At 74.7% G+C, this 16,914-nt stretch carries 17 protein-coding genes; 7 read left to right on the plus strand and 10 right to left on the minus strand.

The window, feature by feature from the left end; all coding sequences use genetic code 11:
• Complete coding sequence (locus ACTMS0_RS01680) at positions 1–2,193, minus strand: APC family permease (RefSeq protein ID WP_441153281.1); 2,193 nt, start codon at positions 2,191–2,193, stop codon at positions 1–3.
• Positions 2,194–2,275: 82 nt separating this feature from the next.
• Complete coding sequence (locus ACTMS0_RS01685) at positions 2,276–3,241, minus strand: DMT family transporter (RefSeq protein WP_441153282.1); 966 nt, start codon at positions 3,239–3,241, stop codon at positions 2,276–2,278.
• Between the two features lie 109 nt (positions 3,242–3,350).
• Between ACTMS0_RS01685 and ACTMS0_RS01690 the strand changes: the two genes are divergently transcribed.
• On the plus strand, positions 3,351–4,064 hold the full coding sequence (locus ACTMS0_RS01690; RefSeq protein ID WP_441153283.1) for an HAD family hydrolase: 714 nt from the start codon (positions 3,351–3,353) through the stop codon (positions 4,062–4,064).
• 93 nt (positions 4,065–4,157) lie between these two features.
• Here the strand turns inward: ACTMS0_RS01690 and ACTMS0_RS01695 are convergent, their stop codons facing one another.
• Together ACTMS0_RS01695 and ACTMS0_RS01700 are read right to left on the minus strand one after the other, a co-directional pair.
• Positions 4,158–4,667, minus strand: coding sequence for a hypothetical protein (locus ACTMS0_RS01695; RefSeq protein WP_441153284.1), 510 nt, complete (start codon positions 4,665–4,667; stop codon positions 4,158–4,160).
• A 103-nt stretch (positions 4,668–4,770) separates the two neighbouring features.
• Positions 4,771–5,640 (minus strand): PhzF family phenazine biosynthesis protein, encoded by an 870-nt coding sequence (locus tag ACTMS0_RS01700; RefSeq protein ID WP_441153285.1) that lies wholly within the window; start codon positions 5,638–5,640, stop codon positions 4,771–4,773.
• A 198-nt stretch (positions 5,641–5,838) separates the two neighbouring features.
• Between ACTMS0_RS01700 and ACTMS0_RS01705 the strand changes: the two genes are divergently transcribed.
• From ACTMS0_RS01705 to ACTMS0_RS01715, 3 genes are all read left to right on the plus strand, one after another.
• Positions 5,839–7,128, plus strand: a complete 1,290-nt coding sequence (locus ACTMS0_RS01705) for a magnesium transporter MgtE N-terminal domain-containing protein (protein ID WP_441153286.1) — start codon at positions 5,839–5,841, stop codon at positions 7,126–7,128.
• Entirely contained in the window at positions 7,121–7,726 is a 606-nt protein-coding gene (locus tag ACTMS0_RS01710; protein WP_441153287.1) for a DUF1003 domain-containing protein, read from the plus strand. Before ACTMS0_RS01705 ends, ACTMS0_RS01710 begins: the two co-directional genes overlap by 8 nt.
• A 234-nt stretch (positions 7,727–7,960) precedes the next feature.
• A complete protein-coding gene (locus tag ACTMS0_RS01715; protein ID WP_441153288.1) occupies positions 7,961–9,109 on the plus strand; it encodes an Mrp/NBP35 family ATP-binding protein in 1,149 nt (382 codons plus the stop codon).
• 170 nt (positions 9,110–9,279) lie between these two features.
• Here the strand turns inward: ACTMS0_RS01715 and ACTMS0_RS01720 are convergent, their stop codons facing one another.
• Together ACTMS0_RS01720 and ACTMS0_RS01725 are read right to left on the minus strand one after the other, a co-directional pair.
• Complete coding sequence (locus ACTMS0_RS01720) at positions 9,280–9,705, minus strand: preprotein translocase subunit TatB (RefSeq protein WP_441153289.1); 426 nt, start codon at positions 9,703–9,705, stop codon at positions 9,280–9,282.
• Between the two features lie 72 nt (positions 9,706–9,777).
• On the minus strand, positions 9,778–11,091 hold the full coding sequence (locus ACTMS0_RS01725) for a S1C family serine protease (protein WP_441153290.1): 1,314 nt from the start codon (positions 11,089–11,091) through the stop codon (positions 9,778–9,780).
• 288 nt (positions 11,092–11,379) lie between these two features.
• Between ACTMS0_RS01725 and ACTMS0_RS01730 the strand changes: the two genes are divergently transcribed.
• Entirely contained in the window at positions 11,380–11,967 is a 588-nt protein-coding gene (locus tag ACTMS0_RS01730) for an O-methyltransferase (RefSeq protein ID WP_168003919.1), read from the plus strand.
• A 64-nt stretch (positions 11,968–12,031) separates the two neighbouring features.
• On the opposite strand, the gene ACTMS0_RS01735 is transcribed toward ACTMS0_RS01730, so the two are convergent.
• Positions 12,032–13,498, minus strand: a complete 1,467-nt coding sequence (locus tag ACTMS0_RS01735; protein ID WP_441153291.1) for a leucyl aminopeptidase family protein — start codon at positions 13,496–13,498, stop codon at positions 12,032–12,034.
• Between the two features lie 128 nt (positions 13,499–13,626).
• Positions 13,627–13,794, minus strand: a complete 168-nt coding sequence (locus tag ACTMS0_RS01740) for a DUF3117 domain-containing protein (protein WP_007455245.1) — start codon at positions 13,792–13,794, stop codon at positions 13,627–13,629.
• Positions 13,795–13,984: 190 nt separating this feature from the next.
• Here ACTMS0_RS01740 and ACTMS0_RS01745 point away from each other — a divergent pair, with 190 nt between their 5' ends.
• Both ACTMS0_RS01745 and ACTMS0_RS01750 read left to right on the plus strand, forming a co-directional pair.
• Positions 13,985–14,803: a PaaX family transcriptional regulator gene (locus tag ACTMS0_RS01745; RefSeq protein WP_441153292.1), complete on the plus strand. Its 819-nt coding sequence runs from the start codon at positions 13,985–13,987 to the stop codon at positions 14,801–14,803.
• Positions 14,804–14,807: 4 nt separating this feature from the next.
• Positions 14,808–15,599, plus strand: coding sequence for an enoyl-CoA hydratase-related protein (locus ACTMS0_RS01750; protein WP_441153293.1), 792 nt, complete (start codon positions 14,808–14,810; stop codon positions 15,597–15,599).
• Positions 15,600–15,642: 43 nt separating this feature from the next.
• Here ACTMS0_RS01750 and ACTMS0_RS01755 read toward each other — a convergent pair whose 3' ends face one another.
• On the minus strand, positions 15,643–16,266 hold the full coding sequence (locus ACTMS0_RS01755; protein WP_441153294.1) for a hypothetical protein: 624 nt from the start codon (positions 16,264–16,266) through the stop codon (positions 15,643–15,645).
• A 13-nt stretch (positions 16,267–16,279) separates the two neighbouring features.
• Complete coding sequence (locus ACTMS0_RS01760; RefSeq protein ID WP_441153295.1) at positions 16,280–16,861, minus strand: DNA-3-methyladenine glycosylase I; 582 nt, start codon at positions 16,859–16,861, stop codon at positions 16,280–16,282.
• Positions 16,862–16,914 lie beyond the last annotated feature (53 nt).

Here is a 16,914-nt window from a genome sequence, read left to right on the forward strand (position 1 = left end):
TCACTCGCCGAGGTGGACCGGGACGCTGGTGACCACCACCCCGGGCAGCGGACGCAGGGCGGTGCGCAGCCGGTGCTCGGTGCGGCTGTGCAGCGGGCGGTGCCACCGGCGGCGGACCACCACCTCCGGCACGATCACGGTCAGCACGAGGTCGGCCCGGGAGGCGTGCAGGGCCTCCAGGTAGTGCGCCAGCGGCCCGATGATCGCCCGGTACGGCGACACGATCGTCTCCAGCCGCAGGTGGTCGCCCCACTCCCGCCACTGGTCCCGGAACCGGTCCGCCTCCGGCTCCTCCGGCGCGATGTGCACGGCGAGGGTCGGCTGGCCGAGCGAGGCCGCGTACGCCAGGGCCCGCAGCGACGCCCGGTTGAGCCGGGCGACCGGCACGACGACCAGGTGGCGTACCTGCTGGGGAAGCTCCTCCTCCTCCGGCGGCCCGCCCGGGGATGCGGCGCCCGGCGGACCGGGGGCCGGCACCATGGACGGCGCGGGCGCGCCGGCCGGCGGCGGGTGCAGCGCGAGGGACCGGTGCAGGATCCGGTAGTGCCGGTGGACGGCCCGGAAGAGCAGCACCAGCAGCGGTACGGCGACCACCACCACCCAGGCGCCCTCGGTGAACTTGCTGACCGCCGCGGTCAGCAGCACCAGGCCGGACAGTACGGCGCCGACGGCGTTCACGGCCCGGCGGCGCCACTCGCGGCGGCGTCGCCAGTGGACCACCATGCCGGCCTGGGACAGGGTGAAGGCGAGGAACACACCGACGGCGTAGAGCGGGATCAACGACTCGGTGTTCCCGCGGAACGCCACCAGGATCAGCGCGGCGGCCGCGGCGAGGGCGACCAGGCCGTTGCTGAACGCGAGCCGGTCGCCCATGTGCAGGAACCGCCGGGGCGCGTACCCGTCGCGGGCCATGAAGAAGAGCAACCGGGGAAAGGCGTTGAAGGCCGTGTTCGCGGCCAGCAGCAGGATCAGCACGGTGGCGGCCTGGAGCAGGCCGTACCAGGGGCCCGTGGGGAAGGTCTGGCGGGCCAGCTGGGACAGGACCGACTCCTCGGGGCTGGGCACCACACCGCTCAGGTGCATCAGGCCGACGAGGCCGACGAACAGCACCACCAGCAACGTCACCATCCAGGTCAGGGTGGTGCGCGCGTTGCGCCACTCCGGCGGGCGGAACGCCGGGACCGCGGTGGACACCGCCTCGATGCCGGTCATCGACACCGCCCCGGACGCGAACGCCCGCAGCACGAGCAGGAGGGTGAGCCCCTCGACCGCGGGCACCGGCGGGGATGGCTCCGGGACGAAACCCCGACCAGCGGCCCGCGCGTAACCGACGGCGAGCAGCGCCAGCAGGGCCACGACGAAGGCGTACGTGGGCAGCACGAAGAGGTTGCCGGCGGTCCGTACGCCGCGCAGGTTCCCGGCGAGCAGGAGGCCGACGACCGCCACCCCGAGGGGGACGGTCCACGCGGTCAGCTCGGGTACGGCCGAGGTGACCGCCTTGACGCCGGCCGACACGGACACCGCGACGGTGAGGACGTAGTCCAACATCAGCCCGGCGGCGGCGGCCAGTCCCGGGCCGGCGCCCAGATTGTCGCCGGCCACGATGTAGGAGCCGGCGCCGTGCGGGTAGGCGCGGACGGTCTGCCGGTAGGACACCCCGACCGCGATCATCAGCAGCACCAGGCCGGCGGCCAGCGGCAGGGACAGCCCGAGGGCACCGCTGCCGGCGAGCAGCAGGACGGCCAGCATCGCCTCCGGCCCGTACGCGACGGAGCTGAGCAGGTCGGACGACAACACCGGAAGCGCGACGAGCTTGCGCATCCGCTCGTACAGCACGGCCGCGCTGCTCAGCGGTGGCCCGAACAGCACCCGCCGGAGCCGGGTGACCGCCCGCCCGGCGCGGGTGCCGGGAAGGTTGGCCGGTTCGGTGGCGACCAGTTCGCCGGGCTCGCCGACCCGGAACATGCTGATCGGCGCGAGGCGCCCGTACCGGGTTGGTGCGGGCCGGCCCCCGGCGGGACGCAGGGTCGGGTCCACCGGCAGCGCGTCGACCTCCGGCCGGCCCCGGCGCGCGGCCCGCCACGCCTCCCCGATCCGGCGCAGCGCCCGCATCTCGTCCGGGTCGAGCGGCGGGAACTCGGCCGACGGTGTGACGAGCGTCCCCCGCTCGTCGTCCGCGTCCCCGCCCGCCATCCGCACCCCCTCCCCCGCACTGTCACGGACCAGCGGAGCCCGGGCAGGCGAAACGGCGGGAAAGGCGCCGCCGAGGGGTGTGTCAGTCGCGGACCGGGGCGACGTCGGCGGGGACGGTCGGCACGGCCGGGGCGGCTCTGCCGCGGCGGGTTCGGGCGCCACCGAGGATCACCACCGCCACGCCGGCCAGGAGCAGGCCCAGGCCGGGCAGCGCGAGGGTACGCGGCAGCTGGTCCAGCCAGACCCAGCCGATGAGCGCGGCGCCGGGCGCCTCCAGCAGGATCAGCACGCTGACCGTTGTCGCGGAGACGCGGCGAAGGGCGTAGTTGAACATCGAGTGCCCGAGCAGCTGGGCACCGGCCACCAGGGCGAGCACCACGAGCCAGGTGTCGGTGTCGAAGCCGGTCACCGGCACGCCGCCGACCATGCACACCACGAGCAGCAGCGCCGCGCACACCCCGTAACAGATGGTGGTGTACGTGGTGGTGCTCACCGCCGTACGGGCCCGCTCACCGAGCGCGGTGTAGACCGCCGCGAACATGCCGCCCACCACGGCGAGCAGGTCACCGGCGAAGGCGGGACCGGACACGGCGAAGTCCGCCCCGGTGGCCAGCGCGGCGCCGGCGGCCGACACGCCGATACCGATCCACACCGTCAGCGGCAGCCGGCGCCCCTGGGCCCGGGCGATCAGCCCCTGCCACACGGGCTGGGTCGCGACCAGCGCGGTGGCCGCCGCGACCGTGGTGAGCTGCGCACTCGGCATCCAGGTGGCGAAGTGCGCGGCGAGCGCGACACCGGAGAGCACGCAGTACCAGCCCTCCCGCCGGCCGGCGCGCGCGGTCAACGCCCGGAACTCCGCCCGCCGCCGTACCAGCGCGACCGGACCGAGCACGGCGGCCGAGAGCACGTTGCGCCAGAAGGCGATCGCGAGGGCCGGCGCGGCGGCGAAGGCGACCAGGGGCGCGGACGACGACACGGCCACCACGGCGAGCGCGAGCGCGCCGAGCGTCAGCGGGTCCGCTGCCGGACGGTGCGGTGTGGAGGACACGGGGAGCAATACTCACACGATTCCGGTAACAACCGAACGTCAGCGCTCGGTTACGATCCATGCCGATCCGTCGGCGACCCCCCTCTCGACCGCCCGGAGGCCCTCCCCCATGCCCATCTTCCAGGCGGTGCTGTTCGACTTCTTCGGCACGCTGACCCGTTCGGTGCAGCGTGGCGCGGCGCACCGGACGACCGCCGACCTGCTCGGATGCCCGCCCGACGTCCTCGTCGACGTGCTCGACCGCACCTACTACCAGCGCGCCACCGGCCGCCTGGGCACCGCCGAGGCGACCCTGCGCTGGGTCTGCGAGCAGGCCGGCGTCCGCCCCTCCGACGAGGCGGTACGGTCCGCCGTGGCCGCCCGGCACCGGGCCGTCCGTGCCGACACACGGCTCCGCGAGGAGGCGGTACCGACTCTGGCCGCGCTGCACCGGCGCGGTGTGCGTACCGGGCTGGTCAGCGACTGCACCCACGAGCTGCCGGCCTTCCTGCCGCACCTGCCGATCGACCCGCTGCTCGACGTCCGGGTGTTCTCCGTGCAGGTCGGCCGGTGCAAGCCGGACCCGGAGCTCTACCGGGCCGCGTGCCGCCGGCTGCGCCTGGCACCGGCCGCGTGCCTCTACGTCGGCGACGGCGGCAGCCAGGAGCTGACCGGTGCGGAGCGGGCCGGGCTGACCGCCGTCCGCCTGGCCGCCCCCGACCTCGCCGACCACATGGTGTTCAACCGCGACGACGCCTGGACCGGCCCGGAACTGCTCTCCCTCACCGAGGTGGTCGACCTGGTGGACGCGGCCCTACCGGTCGGCGCGGCGGGCCCCACCTGAAAGGAAGGGCCCCTTCTTAACGCCTGCGGTAGAGCAAGGGCCCCCTGTTAACGCCTCGGCGCGCAGATGCCGGCGCAACCGTGCGGCGGGCCCTCAGCGGCGGCGGACGCGGTGCAGGCGGAACGGCTTGCGGGTGGCCCGGACGACCGGCGCGTCCCGGGGCGGCTCGGCCAACGAGTCGGCGGGCAGCGCGGCACCCGCCAGCGGTTCCCCGGCGGGGGCGAGGCGATTGAGGGCGCAGCCGTCGGCCGCCCAGCGCGCCGTCAGATCGGCGGCCGCGCCGGGCGCGTTCAGCCGCTTGGCGGCGACGAGCGGCGCGACGCTCTCCCAGTGCTCGCTGTCCGGTGCCACCCGGGACACCTCGGCCGGCCAGGTGACGATCCGGCCCCCGTGGTCGCCCCGCAGGGTGACCTGCGCCCGGGTCGCGTCGGCGAGCCCCGGTGCGGCCTGCTCGCCCGGCCCGGTCACCACGAAGAGCGCCCCCTCCAGGGGGACGCACCAGAGGGCGAGCGCCGGGCCGCCGGGCACGGCGACCCAGGCCACGGCGGCCTTCTTCATCGCCTCCTCGACGAGGGGCGTGGTGGTCCGCTCTGCGTCCGTCACTCCCGCATCCTCCCGTACCCGTCCCCGGCCCGCGCGGTCAGCGGGGCGTCAACAGGGGACTCTTCCTCACCGGAGGCGTTGAGAAGGGGCCCCTCCTTGCACCTCAGCCGACGAAGGGTGGGACCAGGATCTCGCCGCGAGCCACCGGCATCACCTGGCCGGAGACGGTGGCGCCGACCGCCGTGCCGCCGGCCGCGGTCACCGTGCAGGCCAGCGACGACGGGCGGTTGATCTCGACCCCCTGGCGTACGGCGTAGCTCGACCGGCCCTCCCCGGGCAGCAGGCCGCTCGCCACCAGCCACACCCCCAGCCCGAGGGCGGCGGAGCCGGTCGCCGGGTCCTCCGGTACACCGAGCCCGGGAACGAACACCCGGGCGTGGGCGGTTTGCGAGTCGGCGTCCCAGGAGAAGACGCTGACGTGCTCCACCCCGTACCGCTGTGCCGCCGCCGCGTTGACGCGGGCTCGGGCCACCGCGTCCGGACGCACCGGAAGGTACGGGAACTCGAGGCCGCAACCGGCCACCCGGGGCGCCGGGCCGGCATGGTCGTCGGCGGTGAGCCCCGCCATCTCCAGCAGCGGGTCCGGGTCCAGCTCGGGGCCGAGGGTGGGCGTGCCACCGGTCAACGTCGCACCCGTCGCGGTCACCTCGATCGGCAGCACGCCGGCACCGCACTCCTGCATCACCTGGCCGGCGCCGAACAGCCCGCGCCGGCTCGCGGTGACCGCCGCGCCGACGCTCGGATGCCCGGCGAACGGCAGCTCGTCGACGGGCGTGAAGATCCGCGCCCGGTAGGCGGCGCCGGCCTGGGTGGGCGGGAGCACGAACACGGTCTCGGAGAGGTTGAACTCGAGCGCGAGCGCCTGCATCTGCTCGGTGGCCAGCCCGTCGGCATTGAACACCACCGCCAGCGGGTTGCCGGCGAAGGGGCGGTCCGTGAACACGTCCACGATCTCGTAGGCCAGGGTCGACATGGTGATAGACACTAGGCGCTCGGGGCCGGTCTCGACGTCGCAGCCCGGGCGTGCCGGGCCGGGACCACGACCGGCGGCGTCGAAAGCCGGTCCGGACCCGACCCCGGTGACCGGACCCGTCCCCGCCCCGCCCGATCGCCGCCCCGGCCTCACCCCGGCTCGCGCCGGGACGTCGGCCCAGGCCCTAGGCTGGTGCGCGTGAGCACGCCGACCCGGGTCTACATCGCCCGTCTCGCCGGGGTCGCCGTCTACGACCCCAACGGCGACCAGGTCGGCCGCGTACGCGACGCGGTGGCCCGGCTGCGGGCCACGAAGCGCCCGCCGGAGGTGGTCGGCCTGGTCGCCGAGATGCCGATGCGCCGGCGGATCTTCCTCTCCATCAACCGGATCACCTCGATCGACGCCGACGCGGTGGTGCTGGGCTCCGGCACGCTCAACCTGCGCCGCTTCGAGAAGCGCCCCAACGAGCTGCTCGTGCTCCAGGAGCTGCTGGACCGGCGGGTGCAGATCGACCCGGGCGGCCAGGCAGGCACCGTGGTGGACGTGGCGATGGAGTCGACCCGCGGCGAGTGGACGCTCACCCGGGTCGCCGTACGCGAGCAGACCGGCCGGCTCACCCGCCGGGGCCACCTGCACCAGGTCGAGTGGGACCGGGTCCGCGGGCTGAGCGGGATCGCCGACACCCGGGGCACCGCCAACCTGCTCGCGGTCCTCGAGGACATGCGCCCGGCCGACCTGGCCAACGCCCTCCAGGACCTGCCGGACGCGCGGCGCAACGAGGTCGCTGCGGCGCTGGACGACGAGCGGCTCGCCGACGTGCTGAGCGAGCTGCCGGAGCACGACCAGGTGGAGATCCTGGCCGCGCTGGACCGGGAACGCGCCGCGGACGTGCTGGAGCAGATGGACCCGGACGACGCCGCCGACCTGCTGGGCGAGCTGCCGCCGCCGGAGCAGGACGTGCTGCTCGACCTGATGGAGCCGGACGAGGCCGACCCGGTGCGCCAGCTGCTCAAGTACACGCCGGGCACGGCGGGCAGCGTGATGACGTCGGAGCCGGTGATCCTGCCGCCGGACGCCACGGTCGCCGAGGCGCTGGCCCGGGTCCGCGAGCCGCAGCTCTCCCCCGCCGTGGCCGCCCAGGTCTTCGTGGCCCGGGCGCCGATGACCACGCCGACCGGCCGCTACCTCGGCATGGTCCACTTCCAGCGGCTGCTCCGCGAACCCCCCGCCGACATGCTCGGCGGCGTGGTGGTCAACGACATCGACCCGCTGCGCCCGACCACCCCGCTGCCCGAGATCACCCGTCGGATGGCCACGTACGACCTGGTCGCCATGCCGGTGATCGACCGGAACAACCGGCTGGTGGGCGCGGTCACGGTCGACGACGTGCTGGACCACCTGCTGCCCCCGGACTGGCGGGAGCGGGACGGCGTCCCGTCCGGCCCGGCCGCCGCCGACGACCAGGCACGGGACGGCACGGATGGTTGAGCAGCGACGGCCGCAGCGGCTGGACCAGCCCCGCGAGCCCCGGCGGCTGTCCCTGCCGCGCTTCGACCCGGAGGCCTTCGGCCGCTGGTCGGAGGGGATCGCCCGGGGCATGGGTACGGCGAACTTCATCGTCTACATGACGGTGTTCATCCTGGCGTGGTTCGCCTGGAACACGCTCGCTCCGGCGCACCTGCGGTTCGACCCGTACACGTTCACGTTCCTGACCCTGATGCTGTCGTTGCAGGCCAGCTACGCGGCGCCGCTGATCCTGCTGGCCCAGAACCGGCTGGCGGACCGGGACCGGCTGGCGTTGGAGGAGGACCGGCGCCGGGCGACGATGCAGAAGGCGGACACCGAGTACCTGGCCCGGGAGATCGCCGCGCTGCGCAACGCGATGGGCGAGGTGGCGACGCGGGACTTCCTCCGCTCCGAGCTGGCCCGGCTCGCCGAGGAGTTGGACGACGCCGCCGAGCGCCGCCGGCGGCTGGAGCGCCGCGGGCGGGAGCGGCCGAGCGGCGGGGACGGGCTGGACGAGCCCTGGGACGACCGGGACACCGACTACGCCCACGAGGGCCGCCCCGAGCCTGGGACGAGTTGAACGCCGCTTGCCTCAAGGGGCTAGGCGAGCGGCGTTCGCCTCGGATCGTCGCATTTCCGCCGGATCCCGTCCAGGCCGTGTCTCGAAGTCCCGCCGTGAGCCGCGGCGAGGCCCAGGCGACGTTCCGGTACGGTGCGGACGGGCTGTGACGTCGAGACAGGGCCTGCATCGAATCGCTCACACCGGCCCCCGCCAGCGGCGGTGACGGATCACCGCCGACGTAGCATTGCGGGCATGTCAGCACCCGTCAGCACCGTCTCCGACGCGATCCAGGCCGCGCTGGCCACCGTCAACGACCCGGAGATCCGCCGGCCCATCACGGAGCTGGGCATGGTCCGCTCCGCCACGGTCGGCGACGACGGCGTCGTACGGGTCGAGCTGCTGCTCACCGTGGCCGGTTGCCCGCTGAAGGACAAGCTGCGGAACGACATCACCGCCGCCGTCGCCGCAGTGCCCGGCGTGACGGGCGTGGAGATCGAGTTCGGGGTGATGAACCCCGAGCAGCGGCAGGAGCTCCAGGCGAAGCTGCGCGGCGGTGCCGCCACCGAGGAGCCGGTGATCCCGTTCGCCCAGCCCGGGTCCCGCACCCGGGTGTACGCGGTCGCCAGCGGCAAGGGCGGCGTCGGCAAGTCCAGCGTGACGGTCAACCTGGCGGCGGCGCTGGCCGCCCGCGGGCTCTCCGTCGGTGTGGTCGACGCCGACATCTACGGCCACTCGGTGCCCCGGATGCTCGGCGCAGACGGCCGGCCCACCCGCGTCGAGGACATGATCATGCCGCCGCAGTCGCACGGCGTGAAGGTCATCTCGATCGGCATGTTCACCGCCGGCAACGCCGCCGTCGTCTGGCGCGGCCCGATGCTGCACCGGGCGCTGCAGCAGTTCCTCGCCGACGTGTACTGGGGCGACCTGGACGTGCTCCTGCTCGACCTGCCGCCGGGCACCGGCGACGTGGCCATCTCCCTGGCCCAGCTGCTGCCCAACTCCGAGATCCTGCTGGTCACCACCCCGCAGGCCGCCGCCGCCGAGGTGGCGGAGCGGGCCGGCGCGATCGCGCTGCAGACCCACCAGCGGGTGGTCGGCGTCATCGAGAACATGTCGTGGCTGGAGCTGCCGGACGGCTCCCGGATGGAGGTCTTCGGGGCCGGCGGCGGCCAGACGGTCGCCGACTCCCTGACCCGGACGATCGGCGCGCAGGTGCCGCTGCTGGGTCAGATCCCGCTCGACACCCGGGTCCGCGAGGCCGGCGACGACGGCACGCCGATCGTGCTGGCCGAGCCGGAGTCGCCGGCCGCGAAGGCGCTGGGCCAGGTCGCCGACCGGCTCGCCGTCCGGCGTGAGTCCCTGCTCGGCAAGCCGCTGGGCCTCAAGCCCGCCGGCCGCTGACACCACGCCGCCCCGCCTGCGCCCGCGCGCCTGCGCCCGCCCGGCGCCCGCGCCGCCCGGCGCCCGGATCCGCGCAGATTCACGGAAAGAGTGGCCTTCCGGCTCTGGAAGGCCACTCTTTCGCTGTATGTGCGGCCAGAAGTGGCGGCGGGACGGCCGCCGCCGGGTGCTCAGGTGGCGTCGTCGTAGCTGACGCGCGGGGCCGGGGCGGTGGGGGCGCCGCCGGTGGCGGTGGCCGGGCGGGCACCCTTCGGCCGCACGTCCGCGGCGGCGGCAACGTCCTTCAGCTCGTCGTGCACGCCGGTGACGTCGGCGCGCAGGTTGTCGTAGACGCCCTGCAACGGCTTCCGGATGGCCGCCTCGTCCTCCTCGCTGAGCAGGTGCTTGCGGATGAACGCCTTGGGGTGCAGATCCTCCAGCTGGATGTCGGTGCCCAGCTCGCGGCTCAGGTCGCTGGTGGCGTTGGTCGCCATCCGGCGTAGGTTGCGCACCATCCGGAGGCCGTCGTTGATGACGGCGGGCAGCCGGTCACCGAAGATCAGCAGCGCCAGGAGCAGCAGCGCACCGATCTCCCACCAGTTCAGGTTGTCGAACACTGCGCGGGCCTCCTCTCGGCGTCACCGCAAGCCTACGCACGTCGTACGCCACCCGGGGAGGGGGTGAGGGCGTCACTTCGCATCTGCGGCGAGCGTCACCGAGGTGTTCTGCCGGGACGAGCCCCGCCGGTACTCGACGGTCACCACGGACCCGGGGGCGAACTTGCGGACCAGGGCGATCAGGTCGATGGGCTCGGTCATCGGGCGCCCGTTCAGCTTGAGGATCACGTCGCCGGCCTTCAGCCCGGCGCCCGCCGCGGGGCCCGACGGCTCCACCGAGTTCAGCCGTACGCCGGCGCCGGCTCCCAGCCCGGGGCCACCGACCTGGGCGCCGATCACCGTACGCCGGGCCTTCCCGGTGCCGATGATGTCCTGGGTGATCCGTTTGGCCTGGTTGATCGGAATCGCGAAGGCGAGCCCGATGTTGCCGGCCTCCTGCCCCTCACCGACGAGCGACTTGATCGTGGAGTTGACCCCGATCACCCGACCGGCACCGTCGACCAGGGGGCCGCCGGAGTTGCCGTGGTTGACCGCGGCGTCGGTCTGGATCGCCGCGTAGTAGCGGGTCGGCCCGCCCGGCTCACCCGCCTGCATGGTGCGGTCGAGCGCGCTGATGATGCCGGCGGTGACGGTGTTGGCCAGCGAGAGCGGCGAGCCGATGGCGAGCACCGGGTCGCCCACGGCCAGCGCGTCGGAGTCGCCGAACTCCACCGGGCGCAGGCCGCTCTTCGCGACCTTGATGACCGCGATGTCGGATTCCGGGTCCTGCCCGACGACGGTGGCCGGGGCCGAACTGCCGTCGTTGAAGACGACCGAGGCCCGGCCGGTCGCACCCGACACCACGTGGTCGTTGGTGATCACGTGGCCGTCGGCCGTGGCGATGAACCCGGAGCCCTCGCTCGTCCCGCCGAGGCTGGCCACGCGGACCGTCACCACGCTCGGCAGCACCCGCTCCGCCACCCCGGCCAGGGACTCCGGCTTACGCTGCGCCAGCTCCGGCGGATGCGCCGGGCCGGCACCGAGCACGGGGCCGGCGCCACCGCCGCCGCGGACGGCGAACGCGTACCCGAGGGCACCGCCCAGCGCTCCCGCGAGCAGGGCGGTGATCAGCGGGATGAGCAGCAGGTGCCGCAGCGCGGGCCGACCGGGGGCGTCCGGGTCGGCCACCGGCTCCGGCTCCGCGGCGAAGGCCGGTGCGGCGGGCACCACCACGGCTGCGGGGGCGGCCGGGTCACGCCACGGGTCGGCGAGCGCGTCGGACCACCAAGGGGAGGCCGTGCCACCGGGGCCGCCCGGCGGCGACACCGCCGGAGGGTGCGCGGGCGGTGGCGGGCCCGCCTGTCCAGGGCTCGTCCCGGGCTGGCGCCAGTCCCAGCCGTCGGTCACGTCGTTTCCTCCCACTCGTCCCCGGCCCCGTCCGCGCGGCCCTCGGGCCGCCCGGTCCGATCGGACGGACGCCGCTTCCAGGATTGCACGGATGCCGCCGGTGGAGTCAGCGGTTGCCGGGCGTGATCGTCGATGCCGGGATGCGCGGCTGCGCCCGCTCCAGCTCACATCTAGGCTCACAGTGCCCACTCGCCCCGTACCACATGTGCCGCCCGGAGGTGTCCCATCGCCACGGTCGCCGGTTCCGGCCCCTCGACGACCCAGTCCCTGCAGTTCGCCGAGTCGTACGTGACCGAGGATCTCGTGCTCCGCACGGCCCGCAGTCTCGCCCGCGAGGTCGGCCTCGACGCGGTGACGCCCGGCGCGGGCGCGGCGCTGCGGCTGCTGGCCGCCGCCGGGAACGCGCGCGCGGTCGTGGAGATCGGCACCGGAACCGGGGTCAGCGGCCTCTGGCTATTGCGCGGGATGCGCCCCGACGGCGTGCTCACCACCATCGACGTCGAGGTGGAGCATCAGCGCATCGCCCGGCGAATCTTCGTCGAGGCGGGTTTCCCCGCCGGCCGGACGCGGATCATCACCGGTCGGGCGCTGGACGTGCTCCCCCGCCTCGCCGACGGGGCGTACGACCTGGTCTTCGTCGACGCCGAGTCGACGGGCTTCGCCGCGTGCGTGGACGCCGCCCAGCGGCTGCTGCGCCCGGGCGGGGTGCTCGCGCTCAACGGCACGCTGGCCGGCGGCCGGATCGGCGACCCGGCGGCCCGGGACGTGGAGACGGTGACCATCCGGGAGACGGTCAAGGCGATCCGCGAGTCGGAGCACTGGATCCCGGCCCTGCTGCCGGTCGGTCACGGTCTGCTGGCCGCCGTCCGCTGCTGATCGGGCCGCACGGCGGTCGCGCGGGCCGTGTTGGCCGGGGCCCGGACGGCCGCCGCCGGGCGGCTCAGGCCAGCGTGGCCAGCCAGCGCAGCAGCGACCGTACGCCCCAGCCGGTCGCGCCGCGCGTCAGCTCGGCGTCGTCGCCGTCGGACCAGGACGGCGCCGACATGTCGACGTGCACCCACCGGTCGCGCAGCTCACCGGTGAACTCGCGCAGGTACAGGGCCGCCACCACCGACCCGGCGCCCTGGGTCGGCGCGCTGTACAGGTCGGCGAGGTCGCTGCCCAGGTACTCGACGTAGTCGGCGGGCAGCGGCATCCGCCACGCTGCCTCGCCGGCCGCCTCGACCGCCGCCAGCACGTCCCCGGCGAGCCGGTCGTTCTCGCTGTAGAGGGCCCCGGTCCGCTTGCCCAGCGCCACCGCGTTCGCCCCGGTCAGCGTGGCCAGGTCGATCAGCACGTCGGGGCGCAGCTCGCGGACCGCGTACGCGAGCGCGTCGGCGAGGACCAGCCGCCCCTCGGCGTCGGAGTTGGTGGTCTCACTGGTCACACCGCCGTAGTGGCGGACGATGTCGCCGGGCCGGAACGCGCTGCCGCTGACCATGTTCTCGGCCAGCGGGGCGAGCGTGGTGACCCGCACCGGGAGCCGCAGGGCGGCCGCGCCCAGCGTCGCCGCGACCACCGCCGCCGCGCCGGCCATGTCCTTGCGCATGAGCTTCATGGCCGGCACCGGCTTGATCGAGATGCCGCCGGTGTCGAAGGTGATGCCCTTGCCGACCAGCACCACGTGGGTCCGCGCGTCGGCCGGGCGCCAGTCCAGCTCGACCAGGCGGGGACCGCTGGCCGAGCCGGAGCCCACGGCGAGGATCCCGCCGAAGCCCTCGGCGGCCAGGTCGTGTGGTGCCCGGACCCGCAGGTGCAGGTCGGGCAGCTCGGCGGTCGCGTCGGCCACCTGCCCGGCGAACCACTCCGGGTTCTTCACCGACGACGGCATGTTGACCAGGTCGCGGGCGAGCCGGGTCATGGCGGCGGTGGTGCGGGCCACGTCGACCGCGTCGGCGTACGCGGCCGGGTCGGCCACCAGCACGTCGACCGCGGCCAGCGCGGGCGCTTTCTCGTCGGCTCCGAGACGGAACCGGTACGACGCCAGCAGCAGCCCCTCGACGAGCCCGCGGACCGCCGCCGCCGGTGCGTCGGCCGGCAGCGCGAGCGTGACGTGGCTCTCGTCCTTCGCCGTGCGGGCGAGGGCGGCGCCGGCCTTCCGCCAGGCGGTCTCGTCGCCCGCCCCGACACCGAGCAGCAGCAGTCGGCCCGGGACGCCTCCGGGCCGGACCTGCGTCCAGACCTCGCCGGGGGTGCCGGCCAGCCGGGCCGCCGGTGCGAGCGCGACCGCCTCGTCGGCCACGCCGTCGGGCAGGGCCGCGGCTACGGGCACCGGCTCCGCCGGCGACTCCGCCCCGGTGACCGGTCGGACGGGCAGGGCCAGGACGTCGAGCCGGTCGGGTTGGGCGAGCAGACGGATGGCGAGCACGCGGCGCCGTACCTCCCGAAGAGCGTGCGGAGCGGCACTCCGCGGAGATGAAGACCCTGAGCCACCGGCGGGGCCGGTGGCTCAGGGGTGGACGGAATCATCCGCGCGGGCGCGCGGACCCTCCACGGTCAGCCGGCGGCTGCCTTCAGCGCGTCACCGAGCGCGTTGGCCTCGTCGGGAGTCATCTCGACGACGAGCCGGCCACCGCCCTCCAGCGGGACCCGCATGACGATGCCCCGGCCCTCCTTGGTGACTTCCAGCGGACCGTCGCCCGTCCGCGGCTTCATCGCCGCCATGTTGTCTCCCCTCAGACCTGAACCAGGGTCGGTGGGTTGCCCCACAGCCACTTCGCCACGACCTCCCGCAACCTGTGCGGGGGTGTCGACCAACGATTTTCCCTGATGAACACCGCCGGACCCAAACCGAGGCAGCATTGATGTAACAGCATCTAGCTTATCTTGAGAAGGCCTGTCACAATGTGCGGTCATGCAGGCACGGTCGGCACTCTTCGACCTGTACGGTGACTACCTCCGGCCCCGGGGCGGTCGGGCGCCGGTCGCCGCCCTGGTCAAGCTGCTGGCGCCGCTCGGCATCGCGCCGCCCGCGGTGCGGACGGCGGTCTCGCGCATGGTGCGCCAGGGCTGGCTCGAGCCGCTCCGGATGACGTCCGGGCCGGGCTACGCCATCACACCGAAAGCCGCCCGTCGGCTGGACGAGGCGGCGGCGCGAATCTACCGCACCGGCCGAATCACCTGGGACGGGCGATTCGACCTGCTCGTCCTGGAGGCGCCGACCTCCCGGCGGGAGCGGCAGCGCCTCGCCGCCAACCTGAGCTTCCTCGGCTACGGCACCCTCGACGAGTGCACCTGGGTGGCGACCCGTCCCGGTGAGGACGTGGACCTGCTGCTGGAGGAGGCGGGGGTGCGCTACGAGCGGTTCACCGCCGCGCACTCCGCTGGCACGCCGGGCGCCATGGGCGTCGTCCGCCGGGCGTGGGACCTGGCCGAGATCGGCCGGGCGTACGAGCAGTTCGTCGCCGAGCAGCGCCCGCTGCTGTCCGGGGTCACCGTCCGCAGTCCGGACGAGGAGGCGTACGCGGCCCGGTTCCGGCTCGTGCACGCGTGGCGTACGTTCCTGTTCCGGGACCCGCAGCTGCCGCCGGCGCTGCTTCCGGAGCGCTGGCCCGGCACCGCCGCGGCCAGCTTCTTCGACCGGCACGCGGCCCGGCTGCGGCCGGCCGCCGACCGGTACGTCGAGCACTGCCTCGACTCCGGCAACCGCATCGCGCGACAGAAGGGTCGTTGACACCGTGACCGAGCCGCTGCTCGTCGACCGCACCGACGCCGTCGTCACCCTGACGCTGAACCGGCCGACGGCCATGAACGCGCTCGACGTGGCGCTCAAGGAGGCCCTGCGGGACACCCTGGCCGAGCTGGAGACGGACCGGACCTGCCGGGCGGTGGTGCTGGCCGGGGCGGGCGGGTCGTTCTCCGCCGGGCAGGACCTGCGCGAGCACGTGAAGACCCTGGAGTCGACCGACGGCAAGCCGCTCGACACCGTCCGGGCGCACTACAACCCGATCGCCGCCCGGCTGGCGAACCTGCCCAAGCCGGTCGTCGCCGCCGTGCGGGGCATGGCCGCCGGCGCGGGCGCGTCGCTGGCCTTCCTCGCCGACATCCGCATCGGCGGGCCCTCGACCAGCTTCCTGATGGCGTTCGCCAAGGTGGGGCTCGCCGCCGACACCGGCGCCTCCTGGACGCTGCCCCGGCTGGTCGGCCACGCCAAGGCCGTCGAGCTGCTGATGCTCGCCGAGCCGGTGCGCGCCGAGGCGGCCTGCCAGCTGGGCCTGCTCAACCGGCTGGTCGCCGACGACGAGGAGGTGCTGCCGGCCGCCCAGGAGCTGGCCGCCCGGCTCGCCGCCGGCCCGACCGTCGCGTACGGGGCCATCAAGCGGCAGCTCTCCATCGCCGACGCGGGCACCCTCGCCGACGCCCTCGCCGCCGAGGCGCAGGCGCAGTCGATCTGCGGTGCGACCGACGACCACCGCTCGGCCACCATGGCGTTCGTCAACAAGCAGAAGCCGGTGTTCGAGGGCCACTGACGCAGGGCCCGGGGCCGGTCCGGCCGGACCGGCCCGGGCGCGGTCAGTCGTCCTCCTCCGGATCCTGGTTGGCCTCCTCGCCGAGGACGAACGCCTGCATCGCCAGCTCGTCGCCGGACGGCGAGACGAACGCGGGCAGCTCGCGGGGGCCCAGCTCCTGCACGTACGACCAGAACAGCCGGACCGCCTCCGCCGGCGACGCGGCCTCGATCGGCAGATCCAGGCTGACCAGCCAGGTCCGCCGCGGCGGGGGCGGGCCGAGCCGGTCGGCCAGCTCCCGGAACGCCGCCGGGTCCAGCGCGGTGACCGGCCCGTCCAGCGCCAGCGCGTCGGCGAGCACCGGCTCGTCGAAGGCCCGCCGGGTGTACGCGACCACGAGCCGCGGCTCGACCCGGTCGGACAGGGCGTCCTCCGGCACCTCCGGGCGGCGGTCGCCGGCGTCGGTGACCCGGCCCAGCGCGACCAGCCGCGGTGGCTCGTCGACGAGCACCGCGACCCGGTCGCCGGGGCGCGGCCGGGGCCCGTCGGAGAGGCCGGTCAACTCCAGCGTGTCGTGGTGGACGAGCCGCTCGGCCTCGTACCGACCGGTCGGCAGCAGTACGGCCCAGGTGTCCGTGCCGTCGGCGCGGGTCGTCCGGTCTGTCCGGTACGCGGTGTCGGTCGTCATGCTCCCCATCCCATCACGTCGCCTCCGGAGCCGACACGTGGCAGCCGGCGAGGTGGTCGTCGACCATGCCGGTGGCCTGCATCAGCGCGTACGCCGTGGTCGGGCCGACGAAGCGGAAGCCCCGCTTCTTGAGCGCCTTGGCCATCGCGGTGGACTCGGCGGTCAGCGCCGGAACCTCGGCGAACGAGGTCGGGCGTGCCGGCCGGGGCGGCGGGGCGAAGGACCAGAGCAGCGCGGAGAGCCCGTCCGGCAGGTCCAGCGCTGCGCGCGCGTTCGCGATCGCCGCCTCGATCTTGGCACGGTTGCGGACGATGCCCACGTCGGCGAGCAGGCGGGCGACGTCCGCCTCGGCGAAGGCGGCCACCGACTCGATCCGGAACCCGTCGAACGCCTGCCGGAACGCCGGCCGCTTCCGCAGGATGGTGAGCCAGGACAGGCCGGACTGGAACCCCTCCAGCGTCATCCGCTCGTAGAGCGCGTCGTCGCCGCGCAGCGGCCGGCCCCACTCGGTGTCGTGGTAGGCGGCATAGTCGGGAGTGCTCGCCCCCCAGGCGCAGCGCGGCAGCCCGTCGGCGCCGATCACCAGGTCAGTCACGCGTCAACGCTAGGCCAGCCCACCGACACACCCATTGCCTGGAGGCCCGCCGC

It is taken from the genome of Micromonospora sp. H33 (assembly GCF_052068455.1).
GTDB lineage: Bacteria > Actinomycetota > Actinomycetes > Mycobacteriales > Micromonosporaceae > Micromonospora.

Coding starts and splice junctions, on each gene's coding strand:
- ACTMS0_RS01680 (WP_441153281.1), bottom strand. CDS start 2,193: ATGGCGGGCGGGGACGCGGACGACGAGCGGGGGACGCTCGTCACACCG.
- ACTMS0_RS01690 (WP_441153283.1), top strand. CDS start 3,351: ATGCCCATCTTCCAGGCGGTGCTGTTCGACTTCTTCGGCACGCTGACC.
- ACTMS0_RS01700 (WP_441153285.1), bottom strand. CDS start 5,640: ATGTCGACCCTGGCCTACGAGATCGTGGACGTGTTCACGGACCGCCCC.
- ACTMS0_RS01710 (WP_441153287.1), top strand. CDS start 7,121: ATGGTTGAGCAGCGACGGCCGCAGCGGCTGGACCAGCCCCGCGAGCCC.
- ACTMS0_RS01715 (WP_441153288.1), top strand. CDS start 7,961: ATGTCAGCACCCGTCAGCACCGTCTCCGACGCGATCCAGGCCGCGCTG.
- ACTMS0_RS01740 (WP_007455245.1), bottom strand. CDS start 13,794: ATGGCGGCGATGAAGCCGCGGACGGGCGACGGTCCGCTGGAAGTCACC.
- ACTMS0_RS01745 (WP_441153292.1), top strand. CDS start 13,985: ATGCAGGCACGGTCGGCACTCTTCGACCTGTACGGTGACTACCTCCGG.
- ACTMS0_RS01755 (WP_441153294.1), bottom strand. CDS start 16,266: ATGACGACCGACACCGCGTACCGGACAGACCGGACGACCCGCGCCGAC.